We start from the raw sequence: 14612 nt of genomic DNA on the forward strand, positions 1-14612 counted from the left end.
TGGCATTTCCTGTTTTGGAGTTTGTATGACTAAAGGCGGAGCCAATTTTACAGCACAGGAACTTGCGTTAGTTTTAAGTCATTACGACATTGGCATAATCCAGCGGATTAAATCCCTCACTGGCGGCAGTAAACGCGCACCAAAACAAATTATCGTTTCGGACAAAGGCAGATATTTTCTCAAACGGCGGACAACCTGCAAAGATACACGAACTCGGATTGAATTTGCGCATTCCGTGCAGAACATTTTGATTGAAAAATGTTTTCCGGTTTCAAAACTCCTTCGCACCAAAGACGGCAATAATACATTTTTAGAGCTGGGAAATTACATATATGAACTTTTTGAATTTGCGATGGGCGTCAGGTTTGATTCCAGAATCGAACTGGTCGAAGACGCCGGCGTAAGACTCGCCATATTCCATCAGATATTGAAAAGCTGCAAGTTTCCGTCAATGTCGCACAGGAGCAGTTTTCACAACAGCAAATCTGTGCGGGAACATTTGAAAAAAATCGGTTCTGATGAAGTTACATCGAATCTTATGACCATGTATGATAATTCGAGTGTAAATGTAAATCAGTTTGGTTTTGACAAATGGCCGAGCGAAATTGTGCACGGTGACTGGCATCCGGGCAATATGCTTGTCGCAGGCGATAAGATATCGGCGGTGTTTGATTTTGACTCATTAAATCTTGCGCCGATTTCAACGGACATCGCCAACGGCGCACTTCAGTTTTCCATTATAGGCGGCCGACAGGAAACTTCCGACTGGCCGGACTTTCTGGACGAAACAAAATTTAACGCGTTTTTAACCGGCTATTGCAAAGCGAATCCGATAAGCGAAGACGAATTAAAATCGCTGCCGGATTTGATGATTGAAACGCTTATAGCGGAGGCAGTTCTACCAATCGCCGCAACAGGGTATTTCTCTAATTTTTCAGGCACAGATTTTTTAGAAATGATTCAACGAAAATGCCTGTGGATTAAAAATAACAAGCAATCGCTCGTAGATGGAATTATGAGCAAAGTCTCTCTAAATCGCTGATTTTTGAACCAGCAAAAAAAACGGTGTCAGGAGTCGTTTTTTATCTGGAAAGTTTTTTTCGCTTTTGAAGCTTTTTTAATTCCGCAGTTCCACTTTGCCAATATTCCAAAACCTCTTTAGGCGATTTGCCTTCAAGTTCTTTCTGAACCAACTCCGCCCCGCGTCGTTTCATTTGAACGCAATCAAAAGTTTTAGTTTTCATTTTCTATCACCTCCGGCGGCGAATATATCGCAATTTTGCCAAAACCATTAAGAGTATTCACAGCGTTATATAACGGGATTTTCTGAAAATTCACTATATGCTTAAAATTCCAACTCACTATCAATTCTGCTTTCGACACTGTCGCCATCGCCACATGCATAGCATCGGTAGCATATTTTGCGGATACTATACCGGCCTGAAGATATGCCTGCTGCAACCGTATTACGCTGTCGGAAATTTCCGCGATTTGAGCAAAAACAAGAAAATTATTAAACAGTTCGAGAACACGTTTAGGCCCGGCCTGTATTTCTTTATGTACAAGTTCAGATGTTATAAGTGTGAATATCCCTCTCTCTACAGCATCAAAAAATGCTTTGCTGGCAACATCAAATTCATCGTCAAATACTCCGCCAAACACAGATGTATCAGCATAAACCCTTGTATTTCCAGTTTTTATAACAGAAACCATACAATGATTGTATAATATCAAACAGGCTATTGTCAAATAAAAAAAGAGCAGACTACGTTAATTACTCGCAAAGTCTCTCTAAATCGCTGATTGTCAAATCGCTCACCGAATCAATAATCAAATCTGCATCTTCAAGCTCATCAGCAGGATAACTGTTTGTAATCCCTATAATGCGCATTCCGGCTTTTTTTGCCGCGTTAATGCCCCACTGCGAATCTTCGATAACGATACATTGGTCGGCCTGAATTTCAGAATGGTTTTTCTTATTGGTTAACTCCAAGGCCTTCAGATAGCCCTCCGGGTCGGGCTTGCCTTTTTCGACATCCTCCGCACAGACAATCACATCGAAACAATCCGCAAAATCTGACCCTTCAAGCATCAGTTCAATATCGTCTCTCGAAGCGCCGGAGTAAATGCCAATTTTGATCCCGCCGGTGTTGAGCATTTTTATAAATTGCGGAATGCCCTCAATTAAATGTTCCGCGTGCCTGATAAGCTGCTCGAAGAAAATTCCCTTTTGGTCAATCAGCATTTCAATCTGCGGAGTATCAATATTAAGTTCGAACTTGTCACGAACTGCCTCGAACATCTGCGTGTCCGTGTAACCAAGATACGAAGTATAATACTCGTCTTTGTCGAGCTGAACGCCGAATTGCTCCAGAACCTTATTTGTGGCTGCAAAATGAGACGGCTCGGAGTCGGCAATGACTCCGTCAAAATCGAATATAACTGCTTTAACCATTATTTCTCCGTTGGCACCGCGCCGGCAAGAGCGTCGTACTGCTCAAGCGATGATACATTGCCGCTCATAATGGATTCAATCAGAGATTTAATCAATGAAGCGTTTTTCGTTATATATCTGCGGGCAAGCAATTCCTTGCGTTTCTTCATACTCATTTTTGTCTGCCCGTTATCACTCTTCGGCGTTTCGACATCGATATCAACTTTACCGCTTGCCTGCTCACAGAACAAGTATCCGCAAATAATCGCTATCGCAGTATCAACGAGTTCCCTGCCGTGCAAATCCATATACTCAACGCCCTTTTCCTTAACATAAACAACAGCCTTGAGCAGAAGTTCGGTATTGGCTTTGAGAATCGCGAGCAAGTCCTGAACCTGCGGTTCGTATTGCTTTTCGGCAAGTTCCGCGATATATTTTTCACACGTTCCGCTACAAACGCCGCGAACAGCCGCGACAACCTGCAACTGACTTGTGCCTTCATAAATCGTGGTGATTCTTGCGTCTCTTGCAAGTCTTTCGCACGGATAGTCACGCATAAATCCGCTACCGCCGAGAACCTGAATAGAATTATATGTAACTCTGTTGCACATTTCAGAGCTTAAATATTTCGTCATCGGCGTAAGCATACCGGCGTATCTGCCGTAGCGTCTTGAAGCGTCTTTGACTTTCTTCAACTGCTCTTTATCGGCAGGAGGATTAATCTCGAGCGTCTTGGTATAACTTATATCATAATCAACCACCCTGCTTGTTTCGTAAAGAAGCGCGCGAGCGGTTTCAACTTCTATTTTCATATCGATAACCAAATCGCGAACAGCCGGTAATTTTTCAATCGCTCCGCCGAACTGTTTTCTGCTGGCGGCGTAATCTCTTGCGATTCTGTATGCGGCTTCGGCGATACCCAGCGACTGGCCGGAGATGCCGAGTCTTGCGCCATTCATCAGGCTCATAACATAAGGAGCAAGTCCGCGTCTTCTTTCGCCGACAAGTTCGCACGGCGTGTTATCGAAAAACAGCTCGCAGGTTGGCGAACCGTGAATGCCGAGTTTGTCTTCAGTTCTGCGGACGTGAACTGTCGGGCCGCTGTCGCAAACGAAAAGGCTCAAGCCAAGACCGCCGCTTCTGTCTGGTTCGCTTCTTGCAAGCACAAGCAATACTTCGCCGCAGCCGTTAGTAATGAAGCGTTTTACGCCGTGCAGATACCACTGGCCATCATCGCTCTGGAAAGCACGCAGCTTGCAGCTTTGCAAATCGCTGCCCGCGTCCGGTTCGGTAAGAACCATCGCGCCGGTAACTTTACCTGCTGCGAAATCGTGCAGATATTTTTGTTTTATTTCTTCTGACGCGAAGTAATTAATGGTTTCAGCAATGCCCTGCAAACCGAAAATATTCATTAATGACGCATCGGCACGCGATACAATTTCAATCGCGATTGAGTAAATGATATTCGGGCAATTCAAACCGCCGAAACGATAAGGCAGTGTAAAGCCCATCACATCGGCCTTTGCGAGCATATTAATCGATTCTTTAATGCCGTCGGCATATTTTACATTGCCGTCTTCACAAAGATGACTTCCCTGTCTGTCTATACCTTCGCTTCGCGGCCAGATAAAATCGCCGCTCAATTTTCCGATTGAGTCGAGCACGAGGTCGTAGTTTTCCGTTGCTTCTTTAAGGTTTACCGGTGCGTAGTCGAAATCCTTCGCGAATTTGAAACCTTCTTCAACAGCGTCCGCCACGCCAGGGATGTCGATATTCCTGAACAAAAACTGTATATCTTCGTTATCTTTATAAAAATTTGCCATTTTTCAACCTATTATTAACCACGAATTAACACGAATTTTCACGAATTAAATATTTTACTTACCAATCGCTAACCCCAACGCGGGGTTTCCGCCACTGCTCCAACGCTCATGGCTCTGATTTTAAACTCTCGCCTTAATAGCTTTAACCATTTTTGGAACGATGTCATTCAGGTCGCCGACAATTTTATAATGCGCTACATCGAAAATCGGTGCCGTCGGGTCATTGTTAATTGCGATAATCTTCTGGCTGTCGCTCATACCTGCCTGATGCTGAATAGCGCCGCTGATTCCAATCGCAATATACAGGCTCGGACGAACGGTTGTACCGGTCTGGCCGACCTGATGGTCGCGGTCGATGAATCCCAAATCGACTGCTGCTCTTGTTGCGCCGGGCGATCCGCCGAGTGCGTTTGCCAAGTCCCAAACAAGTCTGAAGTTTTCCTTGCTGCCAACGCCTGCGCCGCCTGCGACGACGATTCTCGACGCCTTGAGGTTTACTTTCTTTCCCTGTTTATGTTCGCGGATGATTTCAACCGGCAAATCGCTTTGCTGAATGGTAATCTTTTCAGCGAAAATCTGGCCTTTGCGTTTCACATCCGGAATCGGCATTTGCATAACGCCTTCGCGAACGGTCGCCATCTGCGGCCAGCGGTCGTAATTAATAATCGTCGCGATAATGTTTCCGCCGAACGCGGGACGAATCTGCAACAGAAGATTCTTATAAGTTTTGCCCTCCGCCTTGCTCTCGTGGTCGCCAATCTGCAAATCTGTGCAATCGGCAGTCAGACCAGCTTTAATAGCACTGGCTACGCGCGGGGCTAAATCTCTTCCGCAGGGCGATGCGCCGTAAATCATAATTTGCGGCTGGTATTTGTGAATCAAATCATCAATAACTTTGGCATAACTGTTCGTCTGATAGTGCTCGAGCAGCGGATTTTCGAGAACATAAACGCTGTCCGCTCCATACTGGCAGAGCTTTTCGGCCAAACCTTTAATCTGGTCGCCGATGAGAACTGCGCCGACTTTTACACCGAGTTTATCGCCGAGCATTCTTGCTCTTCCGAGCAGCTCAAGCCCGATATCCTCAAGTTTGCCTCCGTGCTGTTCGGCAAACACCCATACTTCGCCTTTGGGATTGACTGAAATCATAGAATCATCCTGAATATTAACTAATAGTCTTGTCTGTTATTAATTCGTGAACCATATCCGTAATACCGCTGTCTGTCGGCTCGACAGTTTTGCTTTCGCGAGCCGTGAGAACAACACTTTGAATCCTGTTTACTTTCGTAGGTGAGCCGTCTCTGCCGCACCATTGCAGGTCGGCTTTGAGATTGTCAAGATCCCACTGCTTAATCAAAAGCCCCTGCTTTTCGAGCTCGGCAATTTTCATATCCGCAAGCTCTTTGAGTTCCGCATCGCTTGCAGATGGGTTGTCTTTTTTAAGCTGTGCCTGAATTTCGACAGGTGTTCTGGCCTTTTTGTATTTCATCAGCCTCTTGGCGGCTGCGATTCTCGGCTCGTTAGCTTCGTCAATAACTGTCAGCAGCGCGGGCAGTTTGCATTTTACTTCCTGCCAGCCGTTGCCCATATTTCTTCTGGCTGTGATGGTATTGTTTTCGAGCCCGAGAAGTTCCTGGACATAAGTGATTTGAGGAATGCCAAGTTTTTCGGCAAGCTGCGGGCCAACTTGTGCGGTGTCGCCGTCGATAGCCTGTCTGCCGCAAAGCACAATATCATAATTAAGCTGCTTTACCGCACAGCTCAAAATATAGCTTGTCGCAAGAGTATCGCTCGCTCCGGCACGACGGTCCGTAACAAGAATCGCATCGTCTGCGCCGCGATAAATCGCCTGACGCAAAACTTCGGTCGCTGCGGGTAAACCCATCGTTACAACGGTAACTTTGCCGCCGAATTTATCTTTAATCTCAAGTGCAAGCTCCAGAGCGTTAAGGTCTTCCGGATTGAAAACAGCCGGCAACGCGCCTCTGTTGACGGTACCGTCGTCGTTCATCGCCTGGCCTGTAATTTTTTTCGTGTCAGGCACTTGTTTTATTGTTACAACACAGTTATAAGCCAATTTTACCTCCTTGTATAAAGGATTAATTTTTACTTCTGTACTTCTGTATGGGAAAACCCAAATTTGATACCCTATAAAGACCGGATAGTTTAGCTAAATTAGAAAATATGTCAACCAATAATTCCAAAATGCAACAAGAGAGATTCGCCATCCTGAAATGATTATTTCCCGGTCGGCATAACTCCAATACCCACACCTTCAACAGGACTTGCTTGGCCGGTTTTGACGTTATATTCGATGCCTTTGACCAAAACACCGTTTAGCATACACGGCATTTCGTCCGACCCCCAAATTTTCATATATTCTTCCGCCGGGTTATAAGTAAGCTCTTTGCCGGCGAATTCATTGCCGTCCTTTTCCTGATAAACAATACCATCACTGGCGACAAGTTTCGTAAGCTGGGTTTTGCCCGCCGCTGATTCGTTATAGTCAATGTCAATCTGTTTGGTATCGATTGAAGTTCTCGGGCCGTAGCCGGTATTCTCTATCGGCAGATAACCGATGTGTATGCCGGCGGTCTTTTCGCTGGTCGCCCTTACGTGCAGAGAGTTCGTATCCCACAGAAGTTTGGTAAAGCCCTCGACCAGTGCATAACACGGTTTTGACAACTTTTCCTGATTGGGTGTCCCACGTGGAATTTTTGAAGTATTGCCGTATTCGACCTGACCATTGCCAATCGCAACAATGTCTTTCGTTATGCCATCGTAATCAATGCGTTCGGATTTAAGTCTGACGTGGCTTAACTTTGTTTTTCCGCTGGTTCGCACCGACTCAAGCCGAACGTTCGGTCCGGCAATCGTGATATGCGACACACTGGAAGAAGCCATTATATCTTTGCTGTCCTGCTTTTTTGCGAAATCAGCAATTAGCTGTTTGCCGTAAAAAATATTCTCCTCATTATAACCAATCGCCTGTCTTACAAATACGCCTCTGACGTCTGTATTAAACACAGCCTGCATTTTCGGGATAGAAAATTCCGCACCCTGTTTGGCATTGATGACAAACGGCACTTTTTTCTTTCCGGTATCGCTTTTCACTTCCGGATACATAACCAATTCAACTTTGCCCTGGGTCGATGCGATTTCACCAAAAGCGTTATAATCGACAGTTTCAGCAATTAAAACATTACGCACACCGAGCCAGTCGCGAAGTTTTTTGTCCAGATCACGAAATGCTTTGAATTTTTTTGGCTTCCAGTTTTCGTATTCTTTGGCATCAATAGGTCTGACTATCATCGGGCCGTCGCATCGGAGCGTGGCTATCACATTAGCTTTGCCGGAAGTTTTAACCGGCGAGGGAATGTTCACATCTTTTGTATTTTCTTCGGATTTGGCCTGTTTGACTTCTTTTATATCGGCAGCAGAATTACCATTACTATCAGAGGCTTTCGCTGACTTTGTTTTTTCAGGCTTCTCTTTGTTTTTGTTTTGCGATGAACGTAAATTGGAAACCGAAACTTCTTCAGCCAGTATCACTTCCTCTTTATATTCGATTCTTACATTGTCTCTGAAGATACAGCGATAGTCTTCGTCCTGGTTCAATAACTTTTCTTTATTTTTGTCATCCTGCGACTTTTCAGAAGCAGCAACAGCAGAGCTATTTGAATCTGTCGCCGGCTTATTCGGCTCGGCTTTTGCAATTGCAACCTGCTGCGATGCGGCAGGCGGCTCATTTGTCGGTTCCAGGATATTCAGGTAGATGATTTTCGGAATCTTTAAAAATTCCATTCTGCTTGTATTACTGTTATAGACAATCTCCAACCCTTTTCCCAAAAGCTCCGCCTCTGCAGAAACGAAATTTATATCGTCTTTAGACCACAACATCGAACGGTCATCGTCGAACGAAACTTCGTTAAGATAAATAAAACTGTCCGAACGTTTGCCCTGCCCGAAAATATGCACAACCACATTGCCCTTAAGCACGGCCTGTTTCGGCGTTGGTCTGGCCCCTTCAAGATTTTCAAGTTCAACAAAGCCCGTGTCGGAAGTAATATCGCACCGCATATTTTGCTGATAAACACTCATAAACGGCTTGTCAAGTTCCCATTCGTCGCCGGATTTATGCAGAACTTTTTCAAATCCTATTACTCTCTCTAATTTTCGCGTCTTCGGATTGATTGTTTCAAAACGTGCCTGCTCGACACGTTCAACTCTCACCGGCCCTATTTGGCCGGAATTTGCATCTGCGGAATAAAGGTTTGCGTCATTGGAAGCCTGGTACTCTGCGCTGGGTGCTTTGATGCCTCCGGCGCTGCCGAACATTTCATAAAATATAAAAGCAACCAGCACTGCGAAAGTTGAAACTATCCATATTTTGACTTTTCGACTTTGAATCGTCATACAAGATACCGCTCCATCAGGGCATCCCACTGTCCCGTATTTTTAAGGATATATTCGATTACCTCGCGGACAGCACCGCTGCCGCCGGTTCGCGAAGTTATATAATGAGCGTAACTTTTTAATTCATCTACCCCGTTGGCAACAGCAACGCCAAAACCGGCGCGTTTGACAATTGGAATATCGAGCAAATCATCGCCGATGTATGCAATGTTTTTCGCTTCAAGACCTGTATCTGCAAGCAGCTTTTCAAAGCAGAGAAGTTTCTGCTGGCAAGGCTGGTACACATATTCGATTTTCAGTTCTTCCGCCCTTTTTTGTGTAACGGCGCTTTGTCTGCCGCTAATCATCGCGGTTTTAAGACCCGCCCGCTGCCACATTTTGATGCCATGGCCGTCAAGAAGATGGAAACTCTTGGATTCGCTGCCGTCGGAACAAATGGTTATCGTACCGTCTGTCAGGACGCCGTCGACATCCATCGCCAGCAGCTTAATCTGCTTAAGATCCGTCTTATTAGTTTGGGCCATCTTATCCTACAATTTTTAACGACACGATATCCTGAACGTCAATCATACCTACCGGCCTGTCTGAATCGTCAACAACCGGCAAATCGTCAATCCTGTGCTTATGAAAAATCGCCATAGCCTCTGCCGCAAGAGCGCTCGCCTTTATCCTCTTGCAGTTGGCGGTCATAATATCTTTAGTTTTGCACTGGAATACATCCTGACCGTTTTGGGCCATCAGTCTTCGCAAATCAGCATCAGTGATAATGCCCGTAAGTTTGCCCGCCGAATCGACAATCATAACAGCGCCGTGCCGTTTAATATCACTATTCTTCTTGAGCATTTCACGAACACTGTTGCTCTCGTTTGAGATGGGAAGCTTTTCATTCGGCTGGAACATCATCGACTGCTCAACTGTAATCAGTTTCGCACCCAAAGAACCGGCAGGATGAAATCTGGCGTACTCCTCAACGCTGAATTCCCTTGCCTTCATAACTGTTAGTGCAAGAGCATCGCCAATTGCCAGCATACACGTCGTTGTAACACTCGGCGCAACGCCAAGCGGACAAGCCTCTTCGAGTTTGCCCATACACAAAACGATATCGCTGTACTTTGCAAGACGTGAATTACTGCTGCCTGTGATTGCGATGAGTTTTATTTCAAGCTGCTTTACGATATTCATCAGCCGAAGGATTTCATCTGTCTCGCCGCCATAGCTTAACGCAAGCACGATATCATTTTTCTGCAATCTGCCCGCGTCGCCGTGAACGGCCTCGGCCGGGTGGAGAAAATGACTTGGTGTGCCTGTTGACGCCATTGTAGAGCTTATCTTCTGGCCGACAATACCGGCCTTTCCCATACCGGTAACGATAACCGAGCCGGTACAAGAATATATCATTTCCGAAGCCGCCGCGAAATCAGCACTTGCAGCAAGTCCAGCCATTTTCGCAACGCCTTTAGCTTCCGCGATGATTACCTGTGCTGCGTATTCAAGATCAAATTCCATTTCGCTTTCCTAATTCTGTTTTCTGTATTCTGTCTACTGTATTCTATAATTTAACCACGCCTTCGCGTTCATCATAACATACTACATTATATTGCTCTGCGGGGCAAGTTTCATCCGGCTTGATAAAAATGTGCAATTGCGCATCAGTTTCTATTTTAGCTATTGCCGCTCTTCTTTGGTTGAGCAGGAAATCTGCTATCGCCGGCGGTGCCGACAGTACAACTTTCTTAATTTCCTTGCGTGCCGCGGCTGAATTGAGAATCCTAATGACTTCTATCGCCGCAGAAGCCGGATTTTTGACCATTCCGGTTCCGCCGCAATGTGAACATCTCAAATAATTGCTGTACTGAAGGCTCGGCCTGAATCTTTGACGCGTCATTTCAATAATTCCAAACGCGCTGATTTTCAGGATTCTGCTTCTTGCCCTGTCATTTGCCAAAGCATTGCGGAATGTTTTTTCGACTTCGCGTCTGTTCTTTGAGTCGCGCATATCTATGAAATCGCAGATTATTAATCCGCCCAAATCACGCAGCCTCAACTGTCGTGCGATTTCCTTTGCGGCATCCATATTAATTTTCAAAGCCGTCTGCTCGGCGTTTTCGTGCTTTGTGAATTTTCCGCTGTTAACGTCAATCGCAACAAGCGCCTCTGTCTGTTCAATGATAATCGAGCCGCCGATTTTGAGTTCGACTCGTTTGGTATTTATTTTCCTGATTTCTTCTTCGATTTTATATTTATTGAACAGCGGTATCTTGCCGTCATAATAACTGACTCTTTTTATCATCCTCGGCTGTACAATTTGCAGAAAATCCCGGATTCTCTTGCAGACATTCTCGCTGTCGCAGATAATTTTGCTCATATTCGTATTGAAAATATCCCGCACCGTGCGAATCACAAGGTCGGACTCTTTATAAAGTTCCGCCGGAGCAGGTTCGCTGTCCGTACGCTTCTGGATTGCACTCCAGAGCCGATTGATATATTCAACGTCTTTTTGGACATCCTTTTTCGAACAGCCTGCGCTTGCGGTGCGAAGAATAAAACCTGTTTTGGCCGGTATCTGAACTTCGTCGAGCAGCGCACGCAGTCTTGCGCGTTCTTCCTCGTCTTCGATTTTCTGCGAAACGCCGAGATTGTGCATCCAGGGCATCATAACTACGTATTTGCCCGGCAGCGAAAGATACGTCGAAAGCGTCGGGCCTTTGGTGTTAATACCCTCTTTTGTTACCTGAACGATGAGATGCTGTCCGCGTTTGAGACACTGCTGAATCGGAGGCCTGTCTTTCAGCGCTTTGCGTTTGCCGATGTGCTCGGTAAAATCCTCACCTTTACGCATAAAATATTTCGGGTGCAGGTCGCTGACGTGCAGAAAGCCGTTTTTGCTCACGCCAAAATCTATGAACGCCGCCTGAATCGCAGGCTCGACATTGACGACCACTCCCTTGTAAATATTGCCGACATGGCCTGCCAGCGACTGCTTTTCGATATACAGTTCATCAAGGCTGCCGTTTTCAACAACCGCGATTCTGTTCTCCTCTGCCTCTGTTACATTAATAATCATTTCACTTGCCATATGCTGTCCTTAATACATTTGCCAGTTGACCCTCTTTCGAGTCGTCGAGATGCCCAGCCTTTCGGCTCCAAGCCCCAGCAGTTTGATTATCTCATCGGGCCGTACAGTTCCCCTGTCGGTGATAAGACAAACAACCTTAACCGCCTGCTGCGTTTTCTCGAACGATTTGAAAAACTGCCCGACATCCACTGTCCGGGAGTTTCCATTTTCGTCAACTGTTCTTTCAATTAATATTTTTTCATGGGAGGCGATTTGATCGTTAAGTTTATCAATCGCCGCCGAAACGTTTTCAATTTCCTGTCCGCTCATCTGTACTTCGTATTCCGCTTCGAGAGGTCTGAAACTCACCCTGCCGCTGTGGATCGCCAAATCAATCAGCGTAAAACCTTCCGGCAAATTTGCGGTAATATTTTTATAAATCTCCTTTTCTGACGCACCATCAGCCGCTATTTGCGCATAGAAAAGTTCATCTTCCGATTCCAGCCCGACGCTTTTGGGCAAAGGCAAAGACATTTTAAGACGCGGATTGTATCCCTGGCTGTAAATCAGATTCAGACCGCTGCGAATCAGCGTTCTTCCAACAGCCCTAAATGACTCCTGGTGCGATAAAAATCTGACATTTCCCTGTATTCTGTATCTTCCTGCCAGTGTTTGAACACTCTGTTCTATCTTCAAATCTCCAAATTTCTGCTTTGTTTTTGTATCTTGCAAAATATATCCGCTTCAGCGGATTCCACAATTTTGATTTTTAATATTTTATTTTTTATTTTACTTAAAATACTTCCGGCAATACTTTCATCGCTGCACTGCGGAGATAATTAATTACTTCTCTTTCCGAGTTCATCATCAGAACTTTTCTGGCGATTGCGTTGCACGATTCTATCGTAACAGACCTGACGAGCTTTTTAATTTCAGGTATCATCGGCGGAGCAAGCGAAAATGTACGGTATCCAAGTCCCAGCAGCATCATAATATATTCCGGGTCGGAAGCCATTTCGCCACAAATGCTGACGTTTATTTTCGCTTTGCTGGCATCGTGAATTATGCTTCGCAGAAGTTTTATAACCGCAGGGTCGGCACCGGAATACAAAGTCGAAACTCTTTCATTTCCTCTGTCAACCGCAAGCGTATATTGAATCAAATCGTTTGTGCCGATACTGAAGAAATCGCTTTCGCCGGCAAGAATCGACGCTGTCAATGCGGCCGAGGGCGTTTCAATCATTATACCGACCGGCACATTCGGATTGTATTTTATATTATCCTCGTCGAGGTCTTCCATCACATCACGCAAAATCATTTTCGCCTGCCGTAATTCGTGCAGACTGCTGACCAGCGGGAACATTATGCGGATATTGCCCTCGACAGAAGCCCGCAGAATCGCGCGAAGCTGCGTCTTGAACAGTACAAGATTCTGCAAACAGAACCTTATCGACCGCAAGCCAAGAAACGGATTCGATTCGCGTGTGAATCTCTTGTTTTGCGTAAATTTATCCGCGCCCAAATCCATTGTCCTGATAATCACAGGCATATTGCCGGTTACGCGCAAAACCTCTTTATATGCATTATAATGGTCTTCCTCGGTAGGCTCCATTTCGCTGTAAAGATAAAGAAATTCGGTTCTGTAAAGCCCGATTCCATGTCCGCCCTTGTCGAACACCATCTCGGCTTCATTTGGAAACTCAATGTTTCCGTACAACTCGACCATAACGCCGTCGCGAGTAATCGCGTCCATATCGCGCAGCGCATCAAGTTCACGTTCGAGCCTTTCAAACTCAGCGGCCAGTTCCCTGTATTGCTTGAGCGTTGTCTCGTCCGGGTCAATAATGACAACGCCACGATTGCCATCGATAATAACCGTCGCCATCGGCGCAAGATTGCTTGTTACGTCCTCAAGACCGACAACAGCCGGGATGCCCATAGAACGCGCAACAATTGCAGTATGACTTGTCCTTCCGCCTGCATTGGTCGCAAATCCCTTGATATATTTTTTATCAAAGCCTGCCGTTTGCGTGGGACTAAGTTCGTGCGCGACAATTACAACCTCATCGCTTATGTGCGCAACATCCTGTTTTTTTTCGCCCAAAAGCTGCCGCAACAGACGTTTCTCAATATCATATATATCGGCGGCACGTTCACTGATGTATTTATCCGGAACGCTTGCGAAATGATTGGCGACTTCGCGTAAAGTCGTGGAAATGGCGTATTCAGCGGTCAAAAGCTCATTATAAACCAGGTCGGTGATTTTTTTGCGAAGATTTTTATCCTTGAGAAAACGCAGGTGCACCGCGAAAATATCTTTGATGTTCTCACTCTCGAAATCTTTGCCGGAATGAATATCCTCAAGTTCCGCTATCGCCCTTTTAAAAGCATCGCGGACTCGCTTGACTTCAGAAACTTTGACGGATGAAAGTATAGACCTTCTCGGAATCCGGTAGTCCGCCGAATCTATGACAAGAGACTTGGCTATCGCAATTCCCGGCGATACCGCAATACCTTTTTTAATTTCCATATCCTTACCTCTGACAGCCCGCCGGCATTACTATTCTTTCTGCAGCCATGCAGGCTCGTCAAACATCCTGACTTCAATAAGCTCTTTCAGCGCATCGGTCGCAGCTTGCGCATCAACTCCTTCAGCGGTTACTTTCAATTTCGTCCCCGCAGCAGCAGCCAGCATCGCCATGTGCATAATGCTCTTGCCGTCAACATTGATCTTGTCATTGCTGACGTTTATCTTGCTCGCAAATCGGCTGGCAGTATCCACGAACTGCATCGCAGGCCGCATGTGCATACCGTTTGCGTTCTTTATTTCAACCTCAATACTGACTTTTTCAGCCAATACTCGGCCTCCTGCCCTTTAATCTGT

General features: G+C 45.7%; 14 protein-coding genes. 1 reads left to right on the forward strand and 13 read right to left on the reverse strand.

Features of this window, described 5'->3' with window-relative positions:
* Positions 1 to 25 precede the first annotated feature (25 nt).
* Positions 26 to 1042, forward strand: coding sequence for a phosphotransferase (locus LLF92_11130; GenBank protein ID MCE5341658.1), 1017 nt, complete (start codon positions 26 to 28; stop codon positions 1040 to 1042).
* A gap of 40 nt (positions 1043 to 1082) precedes the next feature.
* On the opposite strand, the gene LLF92_11135 is transcribed toward LLF92_11130, so the two are convergent.
* The 13 genes from LLF92_11135 to LLF92_11195 form a co-directional block, all read right to left on the reverse strand.
* Positions 1083 to 1244, reverse strand: coding sequence for a hypothetical protein (locus LLF92_11135; protein MCE5341659.1), 162 nt, complete (start codon positions 1242 to 1244; stop codon positions 1083 to 1085).
* A complete protein-coding gene (locus LLF92_11140) occupies positions 1234 to 1713 on the reverse strand; it encodes a type II toxin-antitoxin system VapC family toxin (protein ID MCE5341660.1) in 480 nt (159 codons plus the stop codon). The genes LLF92_11135 and LLF92_11140 overlap by 11 nt, the downstream gene beginning before the upstream one ends.
* A 61-nt stretch (positions 1714 to 1774) precedes the next feature.
* A complete protein-coding gene (locus tag LLF92_11145; GenBank protein MCE5341661.1) occupies positions 1775 to 2455 on the reverse strand; it encodes an HAD family phosphatase in 681 nt (226 codons plus the stop codon).
* A complete protein-coding gene (locus LLF92_11150) occupies positions 2455 to 4257 on the reverse strand; it encodes an acyl-CoA dehydrogenase family protein (protein ID MCE5341662.1) in 1803 nt (600 codons plus the stop codon). The genes LLF92_11145 and LLF92_11150 overlap by 1 nt, the downstream gene beginning before the upstream one ends.
* 120 nt (positions 4258 to 4377) lie before the next feature.
* On the reverse strand, positions 4378 to 5406 hold the full coding sequence (locus LLF92_11155) for an electron transfer flavoprotein subunit alpha/FixB family protein (GenBank protein MCE5341663.1): 1029 nt from the start codon (positions 5404 to 5406) through the stop codon (positions 4378 to 4380).
* 16 nt (positions 5407 to 5422) lie between these two features.
* Positions 5423 to 6334, reverse strand: coding sequence for an electron transfer flavoprotein subunit beta/FixA family protein (locus tag LLF92_11160; GenBank protein MCE5341664.1), 912 nt, complete (start codon positions 6332 to 6334; stop codon positions 5423 to 5425).
* Positions 6335 to 6495: 161 nt separating this feature from the next.
* Complete coding sequence (locus tag LLF92_11165) at positions 6496 to 8673, reverse strand: hypothetical protein (protein ID MCE5341665.1); 2178 nt, start codon at positions 8671 to 8673, stop codon at positions 6496 to 6498.
* Positions 8670 to 9197, reverse strand: a complete 528-nt coding sequence (locus LLF92_11170; protein MCE5341666.1) for an HAD hydrolase family protein — start codon at positions 9195 to 9197, stop codon at positions 8670 to 8672. The genes LLF92_11165 and LLF92_11170 overlap by 4 nt, the downstream gene beginning before the upstream one ends.
* 1 nt (position 9198) lies before the next feature.
* Entirely contained in the window at positions 9199 to 10179 is a 981-nt protein-coding gene (locus LLF92_11175; protein MCE5341667.1) for a KpsF/GutQ family sugar-phosphate isomerase, read from the reverse strand.
* A gap of 43 nt (positions 10180 to 10222) precedes the next feature.
* Entirely contained in the window at positions 10223 to 11749 is a 1527-nt protein-coding gene (locus tag LLF92_11180; protein MCE5341668.1) for an Rne/Rng family ribonuclease, read from the reverse strand.
* A gap of 9 nt (positions 11750 to 11758) precedes the next feature.
* A complete protein-coding gene (locus LLF92_11185) occupies positions 11759 to 12460 on the reverse strand; it encodes a TIGR03936 family radical SAM-associated protein (GenBank protein ID MCE5341669.1) in 702 nt (233 codons plus the stop codon).
* Between the two features lie 61 nt (positions 12461 to 12521).
* Complete coding sequence (ptsP, locus tag LLF92_11190; GenBank protein ID MCE5341670.1) at positions 12522 to 14258, reverse strand: phosphoenolpyruvate--protein phosphotransferase; 1737 nt, start codon at positions 14256 to 14258, stop codon at positions 12522 to 12524.
* A 30-nt stretch (positions 14259 to 14288) separates the two neighbouring features.
* Complete coding sequence (locus LLF92_11195; GenBank protein ID MCE5341671.1) at positions 14289 to 14585, reverse strand: HPr family phosphocarrier protein; 297 nt, start codon at positions 14583 to 14585, stop codon at positions 14289 to 14291.
* Between the last annotated feature and the right edge of the window lie 27 nt (positions 14586 to 14612).

It is taken from the genome of Planctomycetaceae bacterium (assembly GCA_021371795.1).
Lineage (GTDB): Bacteria > Planctomycetota > Phycisphaerae > Sedimentisphaerales > UBA12454 > UBA12454.

Excerpts from the sequence above, each read along its gene's own strand:
- LLF92_11170 (MCE5341666.1), bottom strand. The coding sequence starts at position 9,197 with ATGGCCCAAACTAATAAGACGGATCTTAAGCAGATTAAGCTGCTGGCG.
- LLF92_11180 (MCE5341668.1), bottom strand. The coding sequence starts at position 11,749 with ATGGCAAGTGAAATGATTATTAATGTAACAGAGGCAGAGGAGAACAGA.
- LLF92_11140 (MCE5341660.1), bottom strand. The coding sequence starts at position 1,713 with ATGGTTTCTGTTATAAAAACTGGAAATACAAGGGTTTATGCTGATACA.
- LLF92_11130 (MCE5341658.1), top strand. The coding sequence starts at position 26 with ATGACTAAAGGCGGAGCCAATTTTACAGCACAGGAACTTGCGTTAGTT.
- ptsP (MCE5341670.1), bottom strand. The coding sequence starts at position 14,258 with ATGGAAATTAAAAAAGGTATTGCGGTATCGCCGGGAATTGCGATAGCC.
- LLF92_11155 (MCE5341663.1), bottom strand. The coding sequence starts at position 5,406 with ATGATTTCAGTCAATCCCAAAGGCGAAGTATGGGTGTTTGCCGAACAG.
- LLF92_11145 (MCE5341661.1), bottom strand. The coding sequence starts at position 2,455 with ATGGTTAAAGCAGTTATATTCGATTTTGACGGAGTCATTGCCGACTCC.
- LLF92_11165 (MCE5341665.1), bottom strand. The coding sequence starts at position 8,673 with ATGACGATTCAAAGTCGAAAAGTCAAAATATGGATAGTTTCAACTTTC.
- LLF92_11175 (MCE5341667.1), bottom strand. The coding sequence starts at position 10,179 with ATGGAATTTGATCTTGAATACGCAGCACAGGTAATCATCGCGGAAGCT.
- LLF92_11150 (MCE5341662.1), bottom strand. The coding sequence starts at position 4,257 with ATGGCAAATTTTTATAAAGATAACGAAGATATACAGTTTTTGTTCAGG.
- LLF92_11135 (MCE5341659.1), bottom strand. The coding sequence starts at position 1,244 with ATGAAAACTAAAACTTTTGATTGCGTTCAAATGAAACGACGCGGGGCG.